This window comes from Streptomyces sp. A2-16 (assembly GCF_018128905.1).
Lineage (GTDB): Bacteria > Actinomycetota > Actinomycetes > Streptomycetales > Streptomycetaceae > Streptomyces.
Genome location: NZ_CP063808.1, coordinates 5,941,058 through 5,955,145 on the forward strand (window position 1 = coordinate 5,941,058; position 14,088 = coordinate 5,955,145).

Consider the following 14,088-nt stretch of genomic DNA (forward strand, 5'->3'; position numbering starts at 1 on the left):
TTCGAACGGGGGCGCACACTGGATCACGACAGAAGCCGGCTCTCGGCCCACGCGGCGGCACGGGCCGGCACACCGACGCGCACAAGGGGGCGGGGCGGCATGGCGGAGCCGGAGTTCACGGCTACGGGCGTGCGGATCGGAAAGAGGTTGCGCTCGCTCACCCGGGCCGGTCAGGTCCGTATCAACGACGGCAGACTGGAACTGCTCACCAGTTACGGCAGCGAGATCGACAGCGCGCCGGTACAGGCGGTGCGCGCCTCCAAGCCCTGGTTCGCGGCGGACGACCGCGCCCTGGCCGACCTCAACGGCAACCGGTATCTGCTGACCCTGGGTGATCACGACCCCGCTCCGGGCGAGCCGGGGCCACCCGCCGCGCGCCGGTTCATCGAGGCCGTACGCCGGGCTGCGGGGCGTGGCGACTGAGTCACCGCGAGTTGCGGGACCGCACCTCCTGAGTCACGCTGGTCTCACATCACTCTGGGTCTACCGGCGATCACGCTGCGAACCAGCCCGCCGGGCACGACAGCAGGCGGCCGTTCTCAATCAGTCACCTGCTGAATCGATCCGAATTCCGTGTTCTTCCGGACCTCACGTCGGGGAGTCGCAGCCGTGATCAGTCACCCGAGCAGGCATTGCACGGTGGAGCTCCAGGCTCTGCCGTCGCGGATCGGCCAGGTCCGCAGAATCCTTTCAGCACAGTTGCGCTACTGGCATATGGACCCCCTCATAGACCGGGCCGTGCTCGGTGTGACGGAGCTGTTGACCAACGTCCACCGCCATGCCCAGCCCGACAAGACGTGCACCGTGAAGATCGAGCTGCTGCTCGACCGGCTCATGGTCTCGGTGCACGACCACGACCCGCGTCTGCCGGTCGTGGCCGACATCCAGGACACCGAGCCGCTCGCCACGTGCGGGCGCGGGCTCGCGATGGTCGCCGCGGTCAGCGAGAGCTGGGGCGTGCGGCCGGACGGCGAGTCGGGGAAGGCCGTGTGGTTCACCCTGCCCACGCCCGCCGCCGCGCGGCCCCCGCGGCGCACCGTCGTCGACAGGACCGCGCTCCGGTTCCCCGAGGTGCGGGCCGACGGACGCAGGCCCGAACACGCTCCCGCCCGGTCGGCCGTTGCCGGCTGACCGGGCGGTGACGCCTTCTCCTCCCGCTCGTTCACCCGCGGGTCACTCGCGCCCGGTGCCGGGACGGGGATCGTGCTCGGCCCTTCGGGGCTGTGCGCGTTCTTCGTCCCGGCACCGGCGCGCCCCGCCGGATCTCTCTCGGCGCACGGCTCAGCGGTGGTCCGGTGAGCCCTTGCCCGTCACTCGGTGGCGATCGCCCGCAACACGTCCAGGCGTGCCGCGCGCCGGGCCGGGCGCAGGCCCGCGAGGGCTCCCGCGGTGACGCCGACCAGGGCGACCACCGCCAGTTGCAGGGGTGGCACCGCGAAGGCGAAGGTGCTGTCGCTCGCGCCGTCCGAGGCCTCGACCAGGACCCAGCCCAGGAAGGCGCCGAGAGCGAGCCCGCCGACCGTGCCGAAGGCGGCGACCAGGACCGACTCCCAGCGGACCATGGCACGGAGCTGGGAACGGGTCTGGCCCACGGCCCTCAGCAGGCCCAGCTCGCGGGTGCGCTCGTGGATCGCCAGGGTCAGCGTGTTGGCGATGCCCAGCAGCGCGATGAGGACCGCGAGGGCGAGCAGCGCGTAGACCAGCGTGAGCATCATGTCGATGCCGCCGGCCGAGGACCGCGCGTACTCGTCGCGGGTCTGCACCTCGGGATGGCCGTACCGCGCCGCCACCCTCTCCACCGCCGCCTTGCCCGCGTCGGTGCTCACACCGTCCTTGAAGGAGACCGCGACGAGGGTGTCGGAGTCCTGCGTGCGGTGCGGGGCCCAGGCCGCACGGGTGATGACGTAGTCCCCCGCCAGCTCGGACCGGTCGTAGACCGCGCGGACCGTGAAAGTGTCCTTCTCGCCGTCGGTGAAGGCGAGTTCGGTCCTGTCCCCGGTCGTGAGGCCCTGCTTGGCCGCCTCCGTCCGGGTGAGGGCGATGCCGTCGGCGCCGAGAGCGCTCAAGGAGCCCCGCACGGTGCCGAGGTCGAAGGTGCGCTCCAGTGCGAGCGGGTCCGAGACGGTCAACGCCCGTCCGTTGCCGTCGACTTCGGCGACACCTCGACCGAGGCCGACGGCGGTGTCCACCTCGGGCAGTCGCTGGACCGCCCCGGCGAGCCGGGGGCTGAGACCGCTGCCGCCCGCGCCGAACGACGGGGTGCTGACCACGACATCGCCCGCGAAGGACCGGGACACGGTCTGGTCCATGGTGGCCTTCAGGGACGCCCCGAACACGGTGAACAGGGAGACCACGGCCACGCCGATCATCAGCGCGCTCGCGGTGGCGGCCGTCCGCCTGGGACTGCGCAGGGCGTTGCGCCGGGCGAGGGAGCCGGTGACGCCGCGGAGCCGGTCCAGCGGGCCGCCGAGCACGCGAACGGCCGTGGTCGAGGCGACCGGACCGAGGACCACGAACGCGACGAGGGCCAGGACCGCGCCGGTTCCCGCGAGCCAGATCGACGGTGACACCAGGACGCCGGTCAGGGTGACGGCCACGGCGAGCGCGGCCAGGCCGGCCCCGGTGACGGCACGGACGCGGGAGGCGCCCGACCGGTCGACGGCCGTCTCGCGCAGTGCGGCGAGAGGCGCGGTGCGTCCGGCGCGTACGGCGGGCAGCAGCGCGGAGCCCAGGCAGACCACCACGCCGACCGCGAGCGGCAGCGTCATCGACAGCGCGCCGATCACCACGTCGCCCTCGGGGAAGGGGAATCCGATCGCCGGAAACAGTGCCTGGAGGCCCGCGGCGACCCCGATGCCGCCCGCGAGACCCGCCGCGGAGGCGGCCACGGCCACGACGCTCGCCTCGGTCAGGGTCGACGCGGTGATCTGGCGACGGGAGGCGCCGAGCGCGCGCAACAGGGCGTTCTCCCGGGTGCGTTGGGCGACGACGATCGCGAAGGTGTTGTGGATGGAGAAGGTGGCGACCAGGAGGGCCACGCCCGAGAACACCAGCAGGAAGGTCGTGAAGACGGCCAGGAACCGGCTGGAGATCATGTCGGTGTTCTCCTCGGTCGCCTCCTGACCGGTGATCGCCTCGACGCCCTCGGGCAGTACGGGAGTCAGCCGGTCGACGAGCTCCCGCTGGCTGACGCCGGGACCTGCGCGCACCTTGATGTCCGAGGCTTCACCGGGCCTGGCCGTGAGGTACTTCTCGGCGTCGGCCCGCGTCATGCCGGTGTAGGTCACCTGGGCCATGCCGTCCTCGCCGCCGAAGGTCGCGAGGCCGACCACGGTCACCTCGACGGGGTCGGGCGTCCGCAGGATCGTTGTGTCGCCGATCTTCAGGTCGCCCTTCTCGGCGGTGCCGCGGTTGACGACGACCTCGCCGGATTTCCGCGGCGCGCGGCCCTCGGCGAGCCGATACGGGTTGAGCCGCGAGTCGTCGATCCAGTTCCCGGCGAGGGTCGGCGGTCCCTGGCCGCCGATGGGCTCGCCGTTCGCGCCGACCAGCTGGCCGGCGCCCTGGATGTCGGGGGCGGCGGCCGCGACGCCGGGAACCTGCTCGACGGTCCCGACCAGGTCGGTGGGGACCGGCTCGCGCACCCCTGCGCTCTCGCCCGGCGTGGTGATGGCATCGGCGCTGCGGATCACGGCGTCGGTGCCGCTGGTGGCGTTGCCGAACATGGTGTCGAAGCCGGCGCGGAGAGTGTCTCCCATGATCAGTGTTCCGGCGAGGAAGGCGACCCCGAGGAACACGGCGAGGAAGGTTCCGGCGAAACGACGCCTGTGGGCGCGCAGCGAGGACACGCTCAGACGGAGGGAGGCGTTCACGAGGACCCCTCCGTCCAGGTCCGCGGGGGCGTCTGCGGTCCCGAAGGGGCTTGCGTGGGCGACGCCGTCTCCAGCGCCTTCATCCGGTCCAGGACCCGCTCGGCGGTCGGGGCGTCCATCCGGTCCACCAGACGTCCGTCGGCGAGGAAGACGACCTCGTCGGCGTGGGCGGCGGCGACCGGGTCGTGGGTGACCATGACGACCGTACGGGCCGTCCGGCGCACGGTCCTGCCGAGGAGGCCGAGGACCTCGCCGCCGGAGCGGGAGTCGAGGTTTCCGGTGGGCTCGTCGGCGAAGACGACGTCGGGCCGGCCGGCGAACGCCCGCGCCACGGCGACGCGTTGCTGCTGTCCGCCGGAGAGTTCGGCCGGCCGGTGACGAAGCCGGTCGCGCAGACCGACGACGTCGATCAGCGCGTCGATCCACTCCTGGTCGCCCTTGCCGCCCGCGAGGTCCAGCGGCAGCCGGATGTTCTCCTCGACGGTCAGCGTCGGCACCAGGTTGAACGCCTGGAAGACGAAGCCGACGCGGTCCCGGCGCAGCAGGGTCAGGCGGCGGTCGTCGAGGGAGCCGAGGTCGGTGTCGCCGATGTAGGAGGTGCCCTCGGTGAGCGAGTCGAGGCCGGCCGCGCAGTGCATGAGTGTGGACTTGCCGGAGCCCGAGGGGCCCATGATCGCGGTGAAGCGGCCGGCCGGAAAGTCGACGCTCACCCCGTCCAGGGCCCGTACGCCGGTGTCGCCGCTGCCGTACACCTTCACGGCGTCGACCACCCGGGCGGCGGGCAGCGTCCTCGTCGAGGCGGTCGTGGCGGTCATGCCGCACCGCCCTTGCCCGCCGCCCGGCCGAACTGCTCGTCCAGGACGGACAGCCGGCGCCAGTACTCGTCCTCGTCGATCTCTCCGGAGGCGAAGCGGCGGCCGAGCACGGCGATGGGCGAGTCGCCGGAGGGGCCGACGTCGGCCGGAGTGCGCCAGGGTCCGCCGCGGCCACGCCGGACGGTGCGGCGCAGGACGGTGACGACGCCGAGCACGACGGCTGCCCAGATCAGCGGGAAGAACAGGATCCACGGGCCCGGTCCGCCGTCCCAGTGCGCGAGAGTCTGCATGTCGGTTCATCTCCCTGGAGTTGCTGAAGGTGTCCTTCGGTGATGCTTCGAGACTGGCTCCGGGGAGGGGGCCGGGTCGTCGTACGGCCAGCGGCAGTTCGTGTACCTCCCGGGGAGTACGCGGCCCGTTGACGGCTGCTCCCCGAGGGTCTCGACTTCTGTAACTACTAGTATGTACAGTGCGTCCATGAGCACCTCGGACCGACTGATCGAGTCCACCCGTGAGCTGTTGTGGGAGCGCGGCTATGTGGGGACCAGCCCCAAGGCCATCCTGGAGCGCGCGGGCGCCGGACAGGGCAGCATGTACCACCACTTCAAGGGCAAGCCCGACCTCGCGCTGGCCGCGATCCGCAGGACCGCGGCAGAGCTGCGTGCCACCGCGGAGGAGGTGCTCGGCGGCCCGGGCACGCCGTACGAGCGCATCGAGGCGTATCTGCGGCGCGAGCGCGATGTGCTGCGCGGCTGCCCGATCGGCCGGCTCACCATGGACCCGGACATCGTCGCCAGCGACGAACTGCGCGCGCCCGTCGACGAGACCATCGACTGGCTCCGCGAGCGCATCGCCGGGATCGTCGAGGAGGGCAAGGAGCAGGGCCGGTTCGCGTCCTCGCTGGACGGCGAGGAGATCGCGGCCACCGTGCTCGCGACCGTCCAGGGCGGCTACGTCCTCGCCCGCGCCTCCGGCTCGCCCGCCGCGTTCGACACCGGTGTGCGGGGTCTGCTCTCACTGCTCAAGCCCCGGACGGATTGAGGGAGTTCATCCACGTGCAGATCACCCGACAGCGACCGGAGACCCAGCAGGGAGCGGCGGAGAACTTCACCGGCACGGTGTGGCTCGACGAGCTGGCCGCACCCCCCGCACCGTCCCGGCTGCGGATGTTCAACGTCCACTTCGCGCCCGGCGCCCACACCGCGTGGCACCGCCATCCGCACGGCCAGGTGCTCCATGTCCTTCAGGGCGAGGGGCTGGTGCAGCGCAGGGGTGCTGCCGTCGAGCGGATCCGCGCGGGCGACACGGTGTGGATCGAGCCGGGCGAGTGGCACTGGCACGGGGCCGGGCCGCGCACCTTCATGACCCATCTCGCGGTCGTCGAGGCCACGGAAGACGGCATGACAACCGAGTGGGACACCCATGTCGCCGCCGTGGACCGTCCCGCCTGAGGAGGCGCCCGATGCACGCCATGCAGTACGAGCTCACCCTGCCCGCCGACTACGACATGGAGATCATCCGCGCGCGCGTTGCCCGGGTAGGGCATCTGCTGGACGACTGGGAGGGGTTGGGCTTCAAGACGTATCTGATGCGCGAGCGCGGGGTGAACGGCTCGCCCGTCAACCAGTACGCGCCCTTCTACCTCTGGAACACCGTGGCGGGCATGAACGCGTTCCTCTGGGGAGGCGCCTTCCAGGTGCTCAGCGACGACTTCGGGCGGCCGTCGGTGCGGCAGTGGACCGGTCTGTCCTACGAGGAGGGCCGAGCCGCCGGCGCACCGCCGCGGTGGGCCGTGAGGAGACTTCAACCGGTGCCGGAGGGCGCGGAGTTGACCGACGTGACGGCGGACGCGGTGGGTGGGACAGAGCTGCTGGCCGGGCAGGACGGTGCGGTGTTCGCGGCCGCCGCCGTGGACACGGCCCGCTGGGAGCTCGTCCACTTCTCGCTGTGGACGCACGAGTCGCCCAAGGCGGACGGCGAGGTGTTCGAGGTGCTGCACGTGTCGGCGCCGGGGCGCGAGCGACTGAAGCGAGGGCGGCAGTGGTGACGGCGGGCGCGATCCGTACCGTGGCCGGTGACATCCCCGCCGAGCAGCTCGGCGTGTGCGACGCCCACGACCATCTCTTCTTCGGCAGCCCTCGACTGCCCGGGCAGGAACTGCGGAGCCTGTCCGCCGCGCGGGCCGAGCTCGCCGCGTTCGCGGCGCAGGGCGGTGGCGCCGTGGTGCAGTGGACGCCGTACGGGCTGGGGCGGCGGGCCGCCGATCTGCCGTCGCTGTCGCGGGAGACCGGGGTGCGGATCGTCGCTGCGACCGGGCTGCACCAGGCCGTCCACTACGACGACGACACGCTCGCCGGGCTGCGCGGCAGGCTGGCCGAGGTGTTCGTCGCCGAACTGACCGAGGGCATCGGGGTCTCGGGGGTTCGCGCGGGGCTGATCAAGGTGGCGGGCGGTTTCCACGCGCTCGACGCGCACGCCCGTTGGACGATGACCGCGGCGGCCGAGGCCCATCACGCGACGGGGGCGCCGATCGCCGTCCACCTGGAACTGGGAACCGGCGCGCTGGACGTACTGGACGTGCTGTGCGGGGAGTTGGGCGTGCCGCCGCAGCGGGTCGTCCTCGGGCACCTCAACCGCTCCCCCGACCTCACCGTGCACCGCCAGGCCGCGGCGTCCGGCTGCTATCTGGCCTTCGACGGGCCCTCGCGCGCCCACCACGCCACGGACTGGCGCATGCCGGACGCCGTACGGGCCCTGGCCGAGGCGGGCCACGGAGACCGTCTGCTGCTCGGCGGCGACACCACGACCGCGGGCGCCCGCTCGGTGAACGGCGGCCCGGGGATGCCGTATCTGCTGCGCCGGGTGCGGCCACGGCTCGCGGCCGAGCTCGGTGGCTCGGGCGCCGAACTGGTGCGACGCATCTTCACGGACAACCCCGGTCGGGCCCTGGCCGTGGAGTGGAAGGCGCCCTGAGGCCGTTCACCGGCAGAGGGCGTCGATGTCCTCGGAGAACGTCGGGAACTCCGACCGCGCCGCTTCGACGATGTCGCGGGTGGGGCGGCGCGGAGTGGTGGCGTGCCGCTCGGCGAGTGCGGTCAGCGCCGGGTTCGGCCGGGGGTCGTACTGCTCGTACTCCACGACCTCCATCGGCCCCAGGCCGTCGGCCAGCACCCACAGGAAGTCGGACAGGCTCGCCGCCACCACACCGCGCTCGCCCTCCGAGCCCAGGAACACCACGGGCTGCTCGGCCAGGGGCCGCCCCGGCCGCACCCGCCACAGGGCGGCGAGGCCACCGGTGCCGTCCTGTCCGAAGACCCGGTAGGCGTCGCCGTCCAGGGCGTGGTTGCCGGTCCAGTGGCGCAGCCAGTCGGTGGTCTCCTCGGCCGAGTCGAAGGCGTCGTACGGCTCGAAGTCGACGCCCTCGCCCTCGTCGTAGTCGAACTCCACGCGGGCCACCTCGGCCAGGGCGGGCGGGAAGGCGCGGTCGCCCTCGGTCGTCTCGATCATGCCCGCAGGCTAGCCGCCGCCACTGACAGCGGCCCTACGCCACCGAGATGTCCACCGACGGCCGCAGTTTCGCGGCCGCGGCCAGCGCCCCGTGGGCGGGATGGTTCACGAAGGCCGCCATCAGGCCCTCGTCCGCCGGGAGTTCGGCGGCCGGGTAGGCGATCTGCTCATAGGCGGCCTGGAACCGCGGGCCCCAGCGGCGGGCGCCGAGGCGGGCCGTGCGGGAGCAGTTGTCGACCATGTACGCCACGTCGCGCGCGTGCATGTAGGGCAGAAGGGAGTCGACGGCCTCGATGACGGACTCGTTGACGATCTCTGACCAGGGGTGGCCGCGCTCGGCGAACTCGTCGATCTGGGCGAGCATGGTGGCGACGAAGACACCGGCCGTGAACGGGTCGACGGGCAGCTCGCGTTCACCGCGGCGGGCCCGCACCTGCTCGCCGGCTGCCCACATCGGCGAGCCGCCGATCCCGCTCATCGGCCGTGCCCCGAGCCGCCGTTCGGCCAGGATCACACTGCGCAGCTCGGTGCCGTCGGCGACCTCGTCGTAGATCTCCGCGACGATCTCGCGGGCGGGCCCGTAGGTCGCCGTGTACGCACGGTCGAAGACGTCCCGGCCGGCCGGGTCGAGAGCGTCGCGGACGGCCCGCAGGCCGGAGTGCGAGACGGTGCGCGCGATCGGCCCGGTGACGTTCTCGCAGGACCTCTCGTACGCCGTCACCTCGTCGTCCCCTGCCAGCCGGTACCGCGTGTACAGCGTCTCGACGATGCCGTGCACGGCGCCGAGCAGAATCGCGCGTTCGCCGACGATGTCCGAGAGGTACTCGCTGTGCAGCGTGGTCCGGAAGGTGTACGGCGATCCGAGCGCCACCGACCAGCCGAGCGCGAGGTCGACGGCCCGTCCGTCGGGGTCGGCGTGCACGGCGAAACTGCTGTTGATCCCGGCGCCGTTGACCTCGGCGCCCTGCTGGTAGAGGCGACGCACGGAGTCGCCCATGCCCTTGGGGCAGACGGCGATCACGGGGTGGCCCGCGGGGAACTCGCCACCGGTCTCGCGGAGATGGCCGAGCAGGAAGCCGTGCGAGAGTCCGATCGCGGCGCCGGGCTTCAGCACCGCGAAGATCTCCTGGTGGTGGGCGGCGAGGGCCGCGTCCGCGATCAACAGCACGACCAGGTCGCTGTCGGCGGCGACCGCGAGCCAGTCGCCGAGCGTGCCGTCCTCCTCGGCGAAGCCGTGGGTGCGCGCGTCGGCGGCCGAGCGGGAACCGGGGCGCAGCCCCACGGCCACCCGGATGTCCGTACCGGCGAGGGAGTCGCGCAGGTTGAGTGCCTGGGCGCGACCCTGCGGGCCCCAGCCGAGCACACCGATGCGGCGGACCCCGGCGAAGGCCGCGGGCAGCAGGGGGAACAGGTGGCGGCCGCCGCGCAGGACGGTCTCCGCGCCGCCGGGGACGTCCATGGTCTCGAGGGCGAAGACAGCGGAGTCGTACGTGGTGGAGGTCATGGTGGAGTTGTAGGCTCCGGTCGACTGTTGCAGCAAGCGCAACTTCCGCAGCGCCCTGTTGCACGGAATGAAAGGCCGAGGTCACATGGATGATCACCGCGAGCTGCGGCTCTTCCTGCACCTCGCGCAGACGCTGAACTTCGGGCGGACGAGCCTGGACTGCCATGTCAGTCCGGCCACGCTGACGAGGACGGTGCAGCGGCTCGAGGCCGAGCTCGGGCATCGGCTGTTCGACCGCGGTCCGCGCGGGGTGTCGCTGACCGCGCAGGGGCATCGCTTCCGTGAGTACGCCGTCCAGGCCCTGGAGTTGTGGCGGGCCTACCGCGAGGAGCACCCCGACCCGGCCGAACTGACCGGCCGTCTCGCGGTGTTCGCGACGGTGACGGCCTGCCAGGCCCTGCTGCCGGACCTGTTGGCGCCGTTCCGCGCGGTCCATCCCCAGGTACGGCTGGACCTGCGCACCGGTGACGCGGCGGCCGCGACGGCCCGGCTGGACGAGGGCGAGGTGGACGTGGCCGTCGCGGGGATCCCGGCCCGGCTGCCGGAGGGGCTGGTGAGCCGGACGGTGGCGGTGACCGAGCTGGTCCTCGTCACCGCGCGGGACCGGCCGGACCCGGAGCTGGACGGGCCGTTCGTCCTCCCGCACCGCGGGCTGGTCCGCGAGGCGGCCGACCGCTGGTTCCGCGCCCGCGGCACGGTCCCCGACGTGGCCTGCGAGCCCGACGGGCACGAGGGGCTGCTGACGCTGGTCGCCCTGGGCTGCGGCACGGGGGTGGTCCCCCGCCTCGTGCTGGAGCACAGCGCGGTGCGCGAACGGCTGTCGGAAGTGCCCGCCGATCCGCGGCCCGAACCCTTCCCGATCGGTCTGTGCGTCCGCCGGGCAGATCTGCGCCGACCGCTGGTCGCGGCCCTGTGGAGCTTGACGGCGTCGCCGCGGACCTGACCAGACTGACCCCACCGACCTGACACTGATGGGAAGAACATGCGAGTCGTCGTCATCGGCGGCAGCGGGCACATCGGCACCTTCCTGGTTCCCCGATTGGTCCGCGCCGGCCATGAAGTGATCAACATCAGCCGTGGCACCCGCACGGCCTACACCGAGGCTCCCGAATGGGAGCAGGTCCGCCAGGTCGTCGCCGACCGGGAGCAGGAGGACGGTGCGGGCACCTTCGGTGACCGGGTGGCAGGGCTGGCCCCGGACGCCGTGATCGACCTGGTCTGCTTCACGTTGGAGTCGGCCACCGCGCTGGTCGAGCGGCTGCGCGGCGAGGTGGGACACCTGCTGCACTGCGGCACCGTGTGGCGCCACGGTCCCAGCCACAAGCTGCCGATCTCCGAGGCCACCGGCACCCCGCCCGTCGGCGAGTACGGCATCCAGAAGGACCGGATCGCCCGGATGCTGAAGGAGGAGACCGCGTCCGGGGGCCTGGTGACCACGTCCCTGCACCCCGGGCACATCGTCGGCCCCGGCTGGCACCCGATCGGTCCGCTGGGGAACCTCGACCCGGCGGTCTGGTACACGCTCTCGGCCGGTCAGCCGCTGCGGGTTCCGGGTCTCGGTGTCGAGCTGATGCACCATGTGCACGCCGACGATGTCGCCCAGGCCTTCGAGCGGGCGGTCGAGGAGCGGGACGCGGCGGCGGGCGAGGACTTCACCGTCGTCGCCCCCACCGCGCTGAACGTGCGCGGGTACGCCCACATCGCCGCCGGCTGGTTCGGCCGGACCGCGACGCTGGAGACGGTGACCTGGGACCGGTTCCGCCAGGACACGGCCCCGGAGCACGCCGAGGCGAGCTGGGAGCACCTCTACCGCAGCCAGTGCCTCAGCATCGACAAGGCCAGGACCCTGCTCGGTTACGCCCCGCGCTACGAACCGGAGGACGCCGTACTGGAATCCGTCCGCCGGCTGATCGAGCGCGACGAGCTGAAGGTGGCCGCGCCCCTGGTCCACTGACAGGACGGGACGCGGGCCGCTAGCCCCGGCCGGCGTCCAGGCTTCGCACGTGGGCCACGTTGGCCAGGTCCTCGGCGTCCTCGCTCGCCTCCGCGGTGAACCAGGCGTCGAGGATCTCCCTGAGGAGGGGCCCGGAGGTGAGGCGGAGGCTGAGGGCCAGGACATTGGCGTCGTTCCAGCGGCGGGCGCCGTCCGCGGTGCCCGCGTCCGTGCACAGCGCGGCCCGTACGCCGGGGACCTTGTTCGCGGCGATGGAGGCGCCGGTGCCGGTCCAGCAGCACACGATCGCCTGGTCGGCCGTCCCCTCGGCCACCTCACGGGCCGCGGCCTGCGAACAGACGGCCCATCGCGGGTCGGCGCCGGGGCTCAGGGCGCCGTACGCGACGACCTCGTGGCCACGTGTGCGCAACTCGTCGACGAGGGTGCGCGCCACTGGTTCGTCCATGTCCGAGGAGACGGAGATCCGCATGTCACGAGCCTACTCGGCGGCCCGCCCACCGGACGACGGGTTCCAGGTAGGCCACGTGCGGACCGGCGAGGTCCGGCAGTTCGGCGGGTGAGCCGACGAGCGCGATCCGGTCGAACTCCGGGACGCGCCCCAGGGCCGTGTCGGCGGCGACCAGCGTCCTGAAGCGTTCCCGCAGGAGGTCGGCGGGGAGCGGCGGCGCCAGGTAGTGGACGCCGACCTGTCCGTCCTCGCCGTGGGTGACCAGACAGCGGGTGAGCTCGGCGGCCGGGAGGTCGACGCCCGTCTCCTCGGCCAGCTCCAGTGCCGCGTGGCGGCGCAGCGCGTGCTCGTCGAGCGGCTCGTCGCCGACGGGTGGCTCCACGGATCCGCCGGGGAACTGCCAGCGGCCGGGCGCGGCGGTGGCCGACGACATACGGCCCACCAGGACGCGTCCGTCCTCGGCCGGCTGCACCACGCTGACGAACAGGGACCGCTGCACGGTGGCGCCCGGGACGCGGCGCAGGGCGAAGTAGCGGTAGGTGACCCGGGACCAGGAGACGAGCAGGGTGTCCGGGGTCTCGCGGGACAGTCCGGCGCAGACCGCCACCGGGCCGTCGAACAGGGCCGGATTGGCCAGGACCGCCTTGTCCCACTCACGGTCCATGGCCGTCCGCGCCACGGCCGGGAGCACCGGGGGCGCCACCTCGACCAGGCGCAGCCCCTCGGCGACCAGGAGTTCAGCCACGGGTCAGTGCCCCCAGCGGGTCGTCCAGCACCGGCTGCCACGCCAACTCGGCCGCCCCGACGAGGCTGTTGTGGTCCAGGGTGCAGGCCAGGATGGGAACACCGCCGCTCTGTCCCCACAGGCTGCGCTGGGCGACGACGGCACGCAGCCGCTCCGGATCGGCGTCCAGGAGGGTGCGGTGGAGGCCGCCGAGAATGATCCGGTCCGGGTTGAGGATGTTGACCAGACCGGCGAGGCCCAGGCCCAGGCGGTCGATCAGCGACTCGGCCGCCGTACGGACGGCGGGGTCGTCATAGTGGTCGCGGACGAGGTCGTCGGCCTGCCGGAGCAGGGACTGCTCGGGGCCCGGGTCGAGTCCCGCCGCCGTGAGCAGGGCCAGCGGGTCGGCCTCGACGTCGAGGCAGCCCCGGCTGCCGCAGTGGCAGGGGCGGCCCTCGGGGTTCACGGTGAGGTGGCCGACTTCCAGGGCCAGGCCCGAACTGCCCGTGTGCAGACGCCCGTCGAGCACCAGCGCGCCGCCCACGCCCCGGTGTCCGGTCGCCACGCACAGCAGGTCCCGGGCGCCGCGGCCCGCGCCGTGCCGGTGCTCGGCGAGCGCGGCGAGGTTGACGTCGTTGCCCGCGAAGGCCGGTCCGGCGATGCCGGCGGCCCGCACGCACTCGTCGAAGATCCGGCGGACGGGGGCGCCCGCGGGCCAGGCGAGGTGCAGGGGGTTGAGGGCGAGGCCGTCGGGTTCGGCGACCGCGGACGGCACGGCCAGTCCGGCGCCCACGCAGCGTCTGCCGGTCGTGCGCAGCAGGTCGGCGCCCGCCTCCACGACGGACCCGAGGACCTTCGCCGGGTCGGCGTCGACGGTCTCGCAGCCGGGGGCGGTGGCGACGATACGGCCGCCCAGACCGACCAGGGCGGCGCGGAAACCGTCGGCGTGCACCTGGGCGGCGAGCACGACCGGGCCGTCCTCGGCAACCGCGAGGCGGTGCGAGGGCCTGCCCTGCGAACCGGTGGCCGCGGTGGGCCGGGCGTCGACCCGGATCAGTCCGAGCGCCTCCAGCTCGGCCGCGACCGCGCCGGCCGTCGCCCGGGTCACCCCCAGCTCGGCGGTGAGCACGGCCCGGGTGGGCGCCCGCCCGGTGTGCACGAGCTCCAACGCGGGCCCGAGCGCACCGCGCCCCCGGTCCAGCCGCGCCCTCGAGGTCGTCCCTTCCCCCGCCGGCCGGGGGTCCGCCTTGCCGCTCATGAGGGC

The 14,088-nt window shown here is 73.2% G+C and carries 16 protein-coding genes; 8 read left to right on the forward strand and 8 right to left on the reverse strand.

The window, feature by feature from the left end:
• Nucleotides 1-99: 99 nt before the first annotated feature.
• Nucleotides 100-423 carry a hypothetical protein gene (locus IOD14_RS26635; protein ID WP_123987341.1) on the forward strand — a complete coding sequence of 108 codons (324 nt, stop codon included), beginning with the start codon at nucleotides 100-102 and terminating at the stop codon, nucleotides 421-423.
• Nucleotides 424-609: 186 nt separating this feature from the next.
• Complete coding sequence (locus IOD14_RS26640) at nucleotides 610-1,131, forward strand: ATP-binding protein (RefSeq protein ID WP_123987342.1); 522 nt, start codon at nucleotides 610-612, stop codon at nucleotides 1,129-1,131.
• A gap of 179 nt (nucleotides 1,132-1,310) precedes the next feature.
• Here the strand turns inward: IOD14_RS26640 and IOD14_RS26645 are convergent, their stop codons facing one another.
• The 3 genes from IOD14_RS26645 to IOD14_RS26655 are packed head-to-tail and all read right to left on the reverse strand — an operon-like array spanning nucleotide 1,311 to nucleotide 4,977.
• Nucleotides 1,311-3,872, reverse strand: a complete 2,562-nt coding sequence (locus tag IOD14_RS26645; RefSeq protein WP_212671737.1) for an ABC transporter permease — start codon at nucleotides 3,870-3,872, stop codon at nucleotides 1,311-1,313.
• Nucleotides 3,869-4,687 (reverse strand): ABC transporter ATP-binding protein, encoded by an 819-nt coding sequence (locus IOD14_RS26650; protein ID WP_174269053.1) that lies wholly within the window; start codon nucleotides 4,685-4,687, stop codon nucleotides 3,869-3,871. Before IOD14_RS26650 ends, IOD14_RS26645 begins: the two co-directional genes overlap by 4 nt.
• Nucleotides 4,684-4,977, reverse strand: coding sequence for an SHOCT domain-containing protein (locus tag IOD14_RS26655; RefSeq protein ID WP_123987344.1), 294 nt, complete (start codon nucleotides 4,975-4,977; stop codon nucleotides 4,684-4,686). The genes IOD14_RS26650 and IOD14_RS26655 overlap by 4 nt, the downstream gene beginning before the upstream one ends.
• Before the next feature lie 172 nt (nucleotides 4,978-5,149).
• On the opposite strand from IOD14_RS26655, the gene IOD14_RS26660 reads away from it, so the two are divergent.
• The 4 genes from IOD14_RS26660 to IOD14_RS26675 are packed head-to-tail and all read left to right on the forward strand — an operon-like array spanning nucleotide 5,150 to nucleotide 7,660.
• A complete protein-coding gene (locus IOD14_RS26660) occupies nucleotides 5,150-5,728 on the forward strand; it encodes a TetR/AcrR family transcriptional regulator (RefSeq protein ID WP_174269054.1) in 579 nt (192 codons plus the stop codon).
• A gap of 14 nt (nucleotides 5,729-5,742) precedes the next feature.
• On the forward strand, nucleotides 5,743-6,138 hold the full coding sequence (locus tag IOD14_RS26665) for a cupin domain-containing protein (protein WP_212671738.1): 396 nt from the start codon (nucleotides 5,743-5,745) through the stop codon (nucleotides 6,136-6,138).
• Nucleotides 6,139-6,149: 11 nt separating this feature from the next.
• A complete protein-coding gene (locus IOD14_RS26670; RefSeq protein WP_212671739.1) occupies nucleotides 6,150-6,734 on the forward strand; it encodes a DUF4865 family protein in 585 nt (194 codons plus the stop codon).
• Nucleotides 6,728-7,660: a phosphotriesterase gene (locus tag IOD14_RS26675; protein ID WP_212671740.1), complete on the forward strand. Its 933-nt coding sequence runs from the start codon at nucleotides 6,728-6,730 to the stop codon at nucleotides 7,658-7,660. Before IOD14_RS26670 ends, IOD14_RS26675 begins: the two co-directional genes overlap by 7 nt.
• Nucleotides 7,661-7,666: 6 nt before the next feature.
• Here the strand turns inward: IOD14_RS26675 and IOD14_RS26680 are convergent, their stop codons facing one another.
• Entirely contained in the window at nucleotides 7,667-8,194 is a 528-nt protein-coding gene (locus IOD14_RS26680; protein WP_123987348.1) for an SMI1/KNR4 family protein, read from the reverse strand.
• 34 nt (nucleotides 8,195-8,228) lie between these two features.
• Nucleotides 8,229-9,698 carry a ketol-acid reductoisomerase gene (locus IOD14_RS26685; protein WP_212671741.1) on the reverse strand — a complete coding sequence of 490 codons (1,470 nt, stop codon included), beginning with the start codon at nucleotides 9,696-9,698 and terminating at the stop codon, nucleotides 8,229-8,231.
• An 85-nt stretch (nucleotides 9,699-9,783) separates the two neighbouring features.
• Here IOD14_RS26685 and ilvY point away from each other — a divergent pair, with 85 nt between their 5' ends.
• Both ilvY and IOD14_RS26695 read left to right on the forward strand, forming a co-directional pair.
• Nucleotides 9,784-10,641 (forward strand): HTH-type transcriptional activator IlvY, encoded by an 858-nt coding sequence (gene ilvY / locus IOD14_RS26690; RefSeq protein WP_123987350.1) that lies wholly within the window; start codon nucleotides 9,784-9,786, stop codon nucleotides 10,639-10,641.
• 39 nt (nucleotides 10,642-10,680) lie between these two features.
• Nucleotides 10,681-11,652, forward strand: coding sequence for an NAD(P)-dependent oxidoreductase (locus tag IOD14_RS26695; RefSeq protein WP_123987351.1), 972 nt, complete (start codon nucleotides 10,681-10,683; stop codon nucleotides 11,650-11,652).
• A gap of 19 nt (nucleotides 11,653-11,671) precedes the next feature.
• Here the strand turns inward: IOD14_RS26695 and IOD14_RS26700 are convergent, their stop codons facing one another.
• From IOD14_RS26700 to IOD14_RS26710, 3 genes are read right to left on the reverse strand one after another with little or no spacing between them, the layout of a single operon-like run.
• Nucleotides 11,672-12,121: an RpiB/LacA/LacB family sugar-phosphate isomerase gene (locus IOD14_RS26700; protein WP_123987352.1), complete on the reverse strand. Its 450-nt coding sequence runs from the start codon at nucleotides 12,119-12,121 to the stop codon at nucleotides 11,672-11,674.
• A 1-nt stretch (nucleotide 12,122) separates the two neighbouring features.
• Nucleotides 12,123-12,845 carry an NUDIX hydrolase gene (locus IOD14_RS26705; protein ID WP_123987353.1) on the reverse strand — a complete coding sequence of 241 codons (723 nt, stop codon included), beginning with the start codon at nucleotides 12,843-12,845 and terminating at the stop codon, nucleotides 12,123-12,125.
• Nucleotides 12,838-14,082 carry an ROK family protein gene (locus IOD14_RS26710; RefSeq protein ID WP_123987354.1) on the reverse strand — a complete coding sequence of 415 codons (1,245 nt, stop codon included), beginning with the start codon at nucleotides 14,080-14,082 and terminating at the stop codon, nucleotides 12,838-12,840. The genes IOD14_RS26705 and IOD14_RS26710 overlap by 8 nt, the downstream gene beginning before the upstream one ends.
• Nucleotides 14,083-14,088 lie beyond the last annotated feature (6 nt).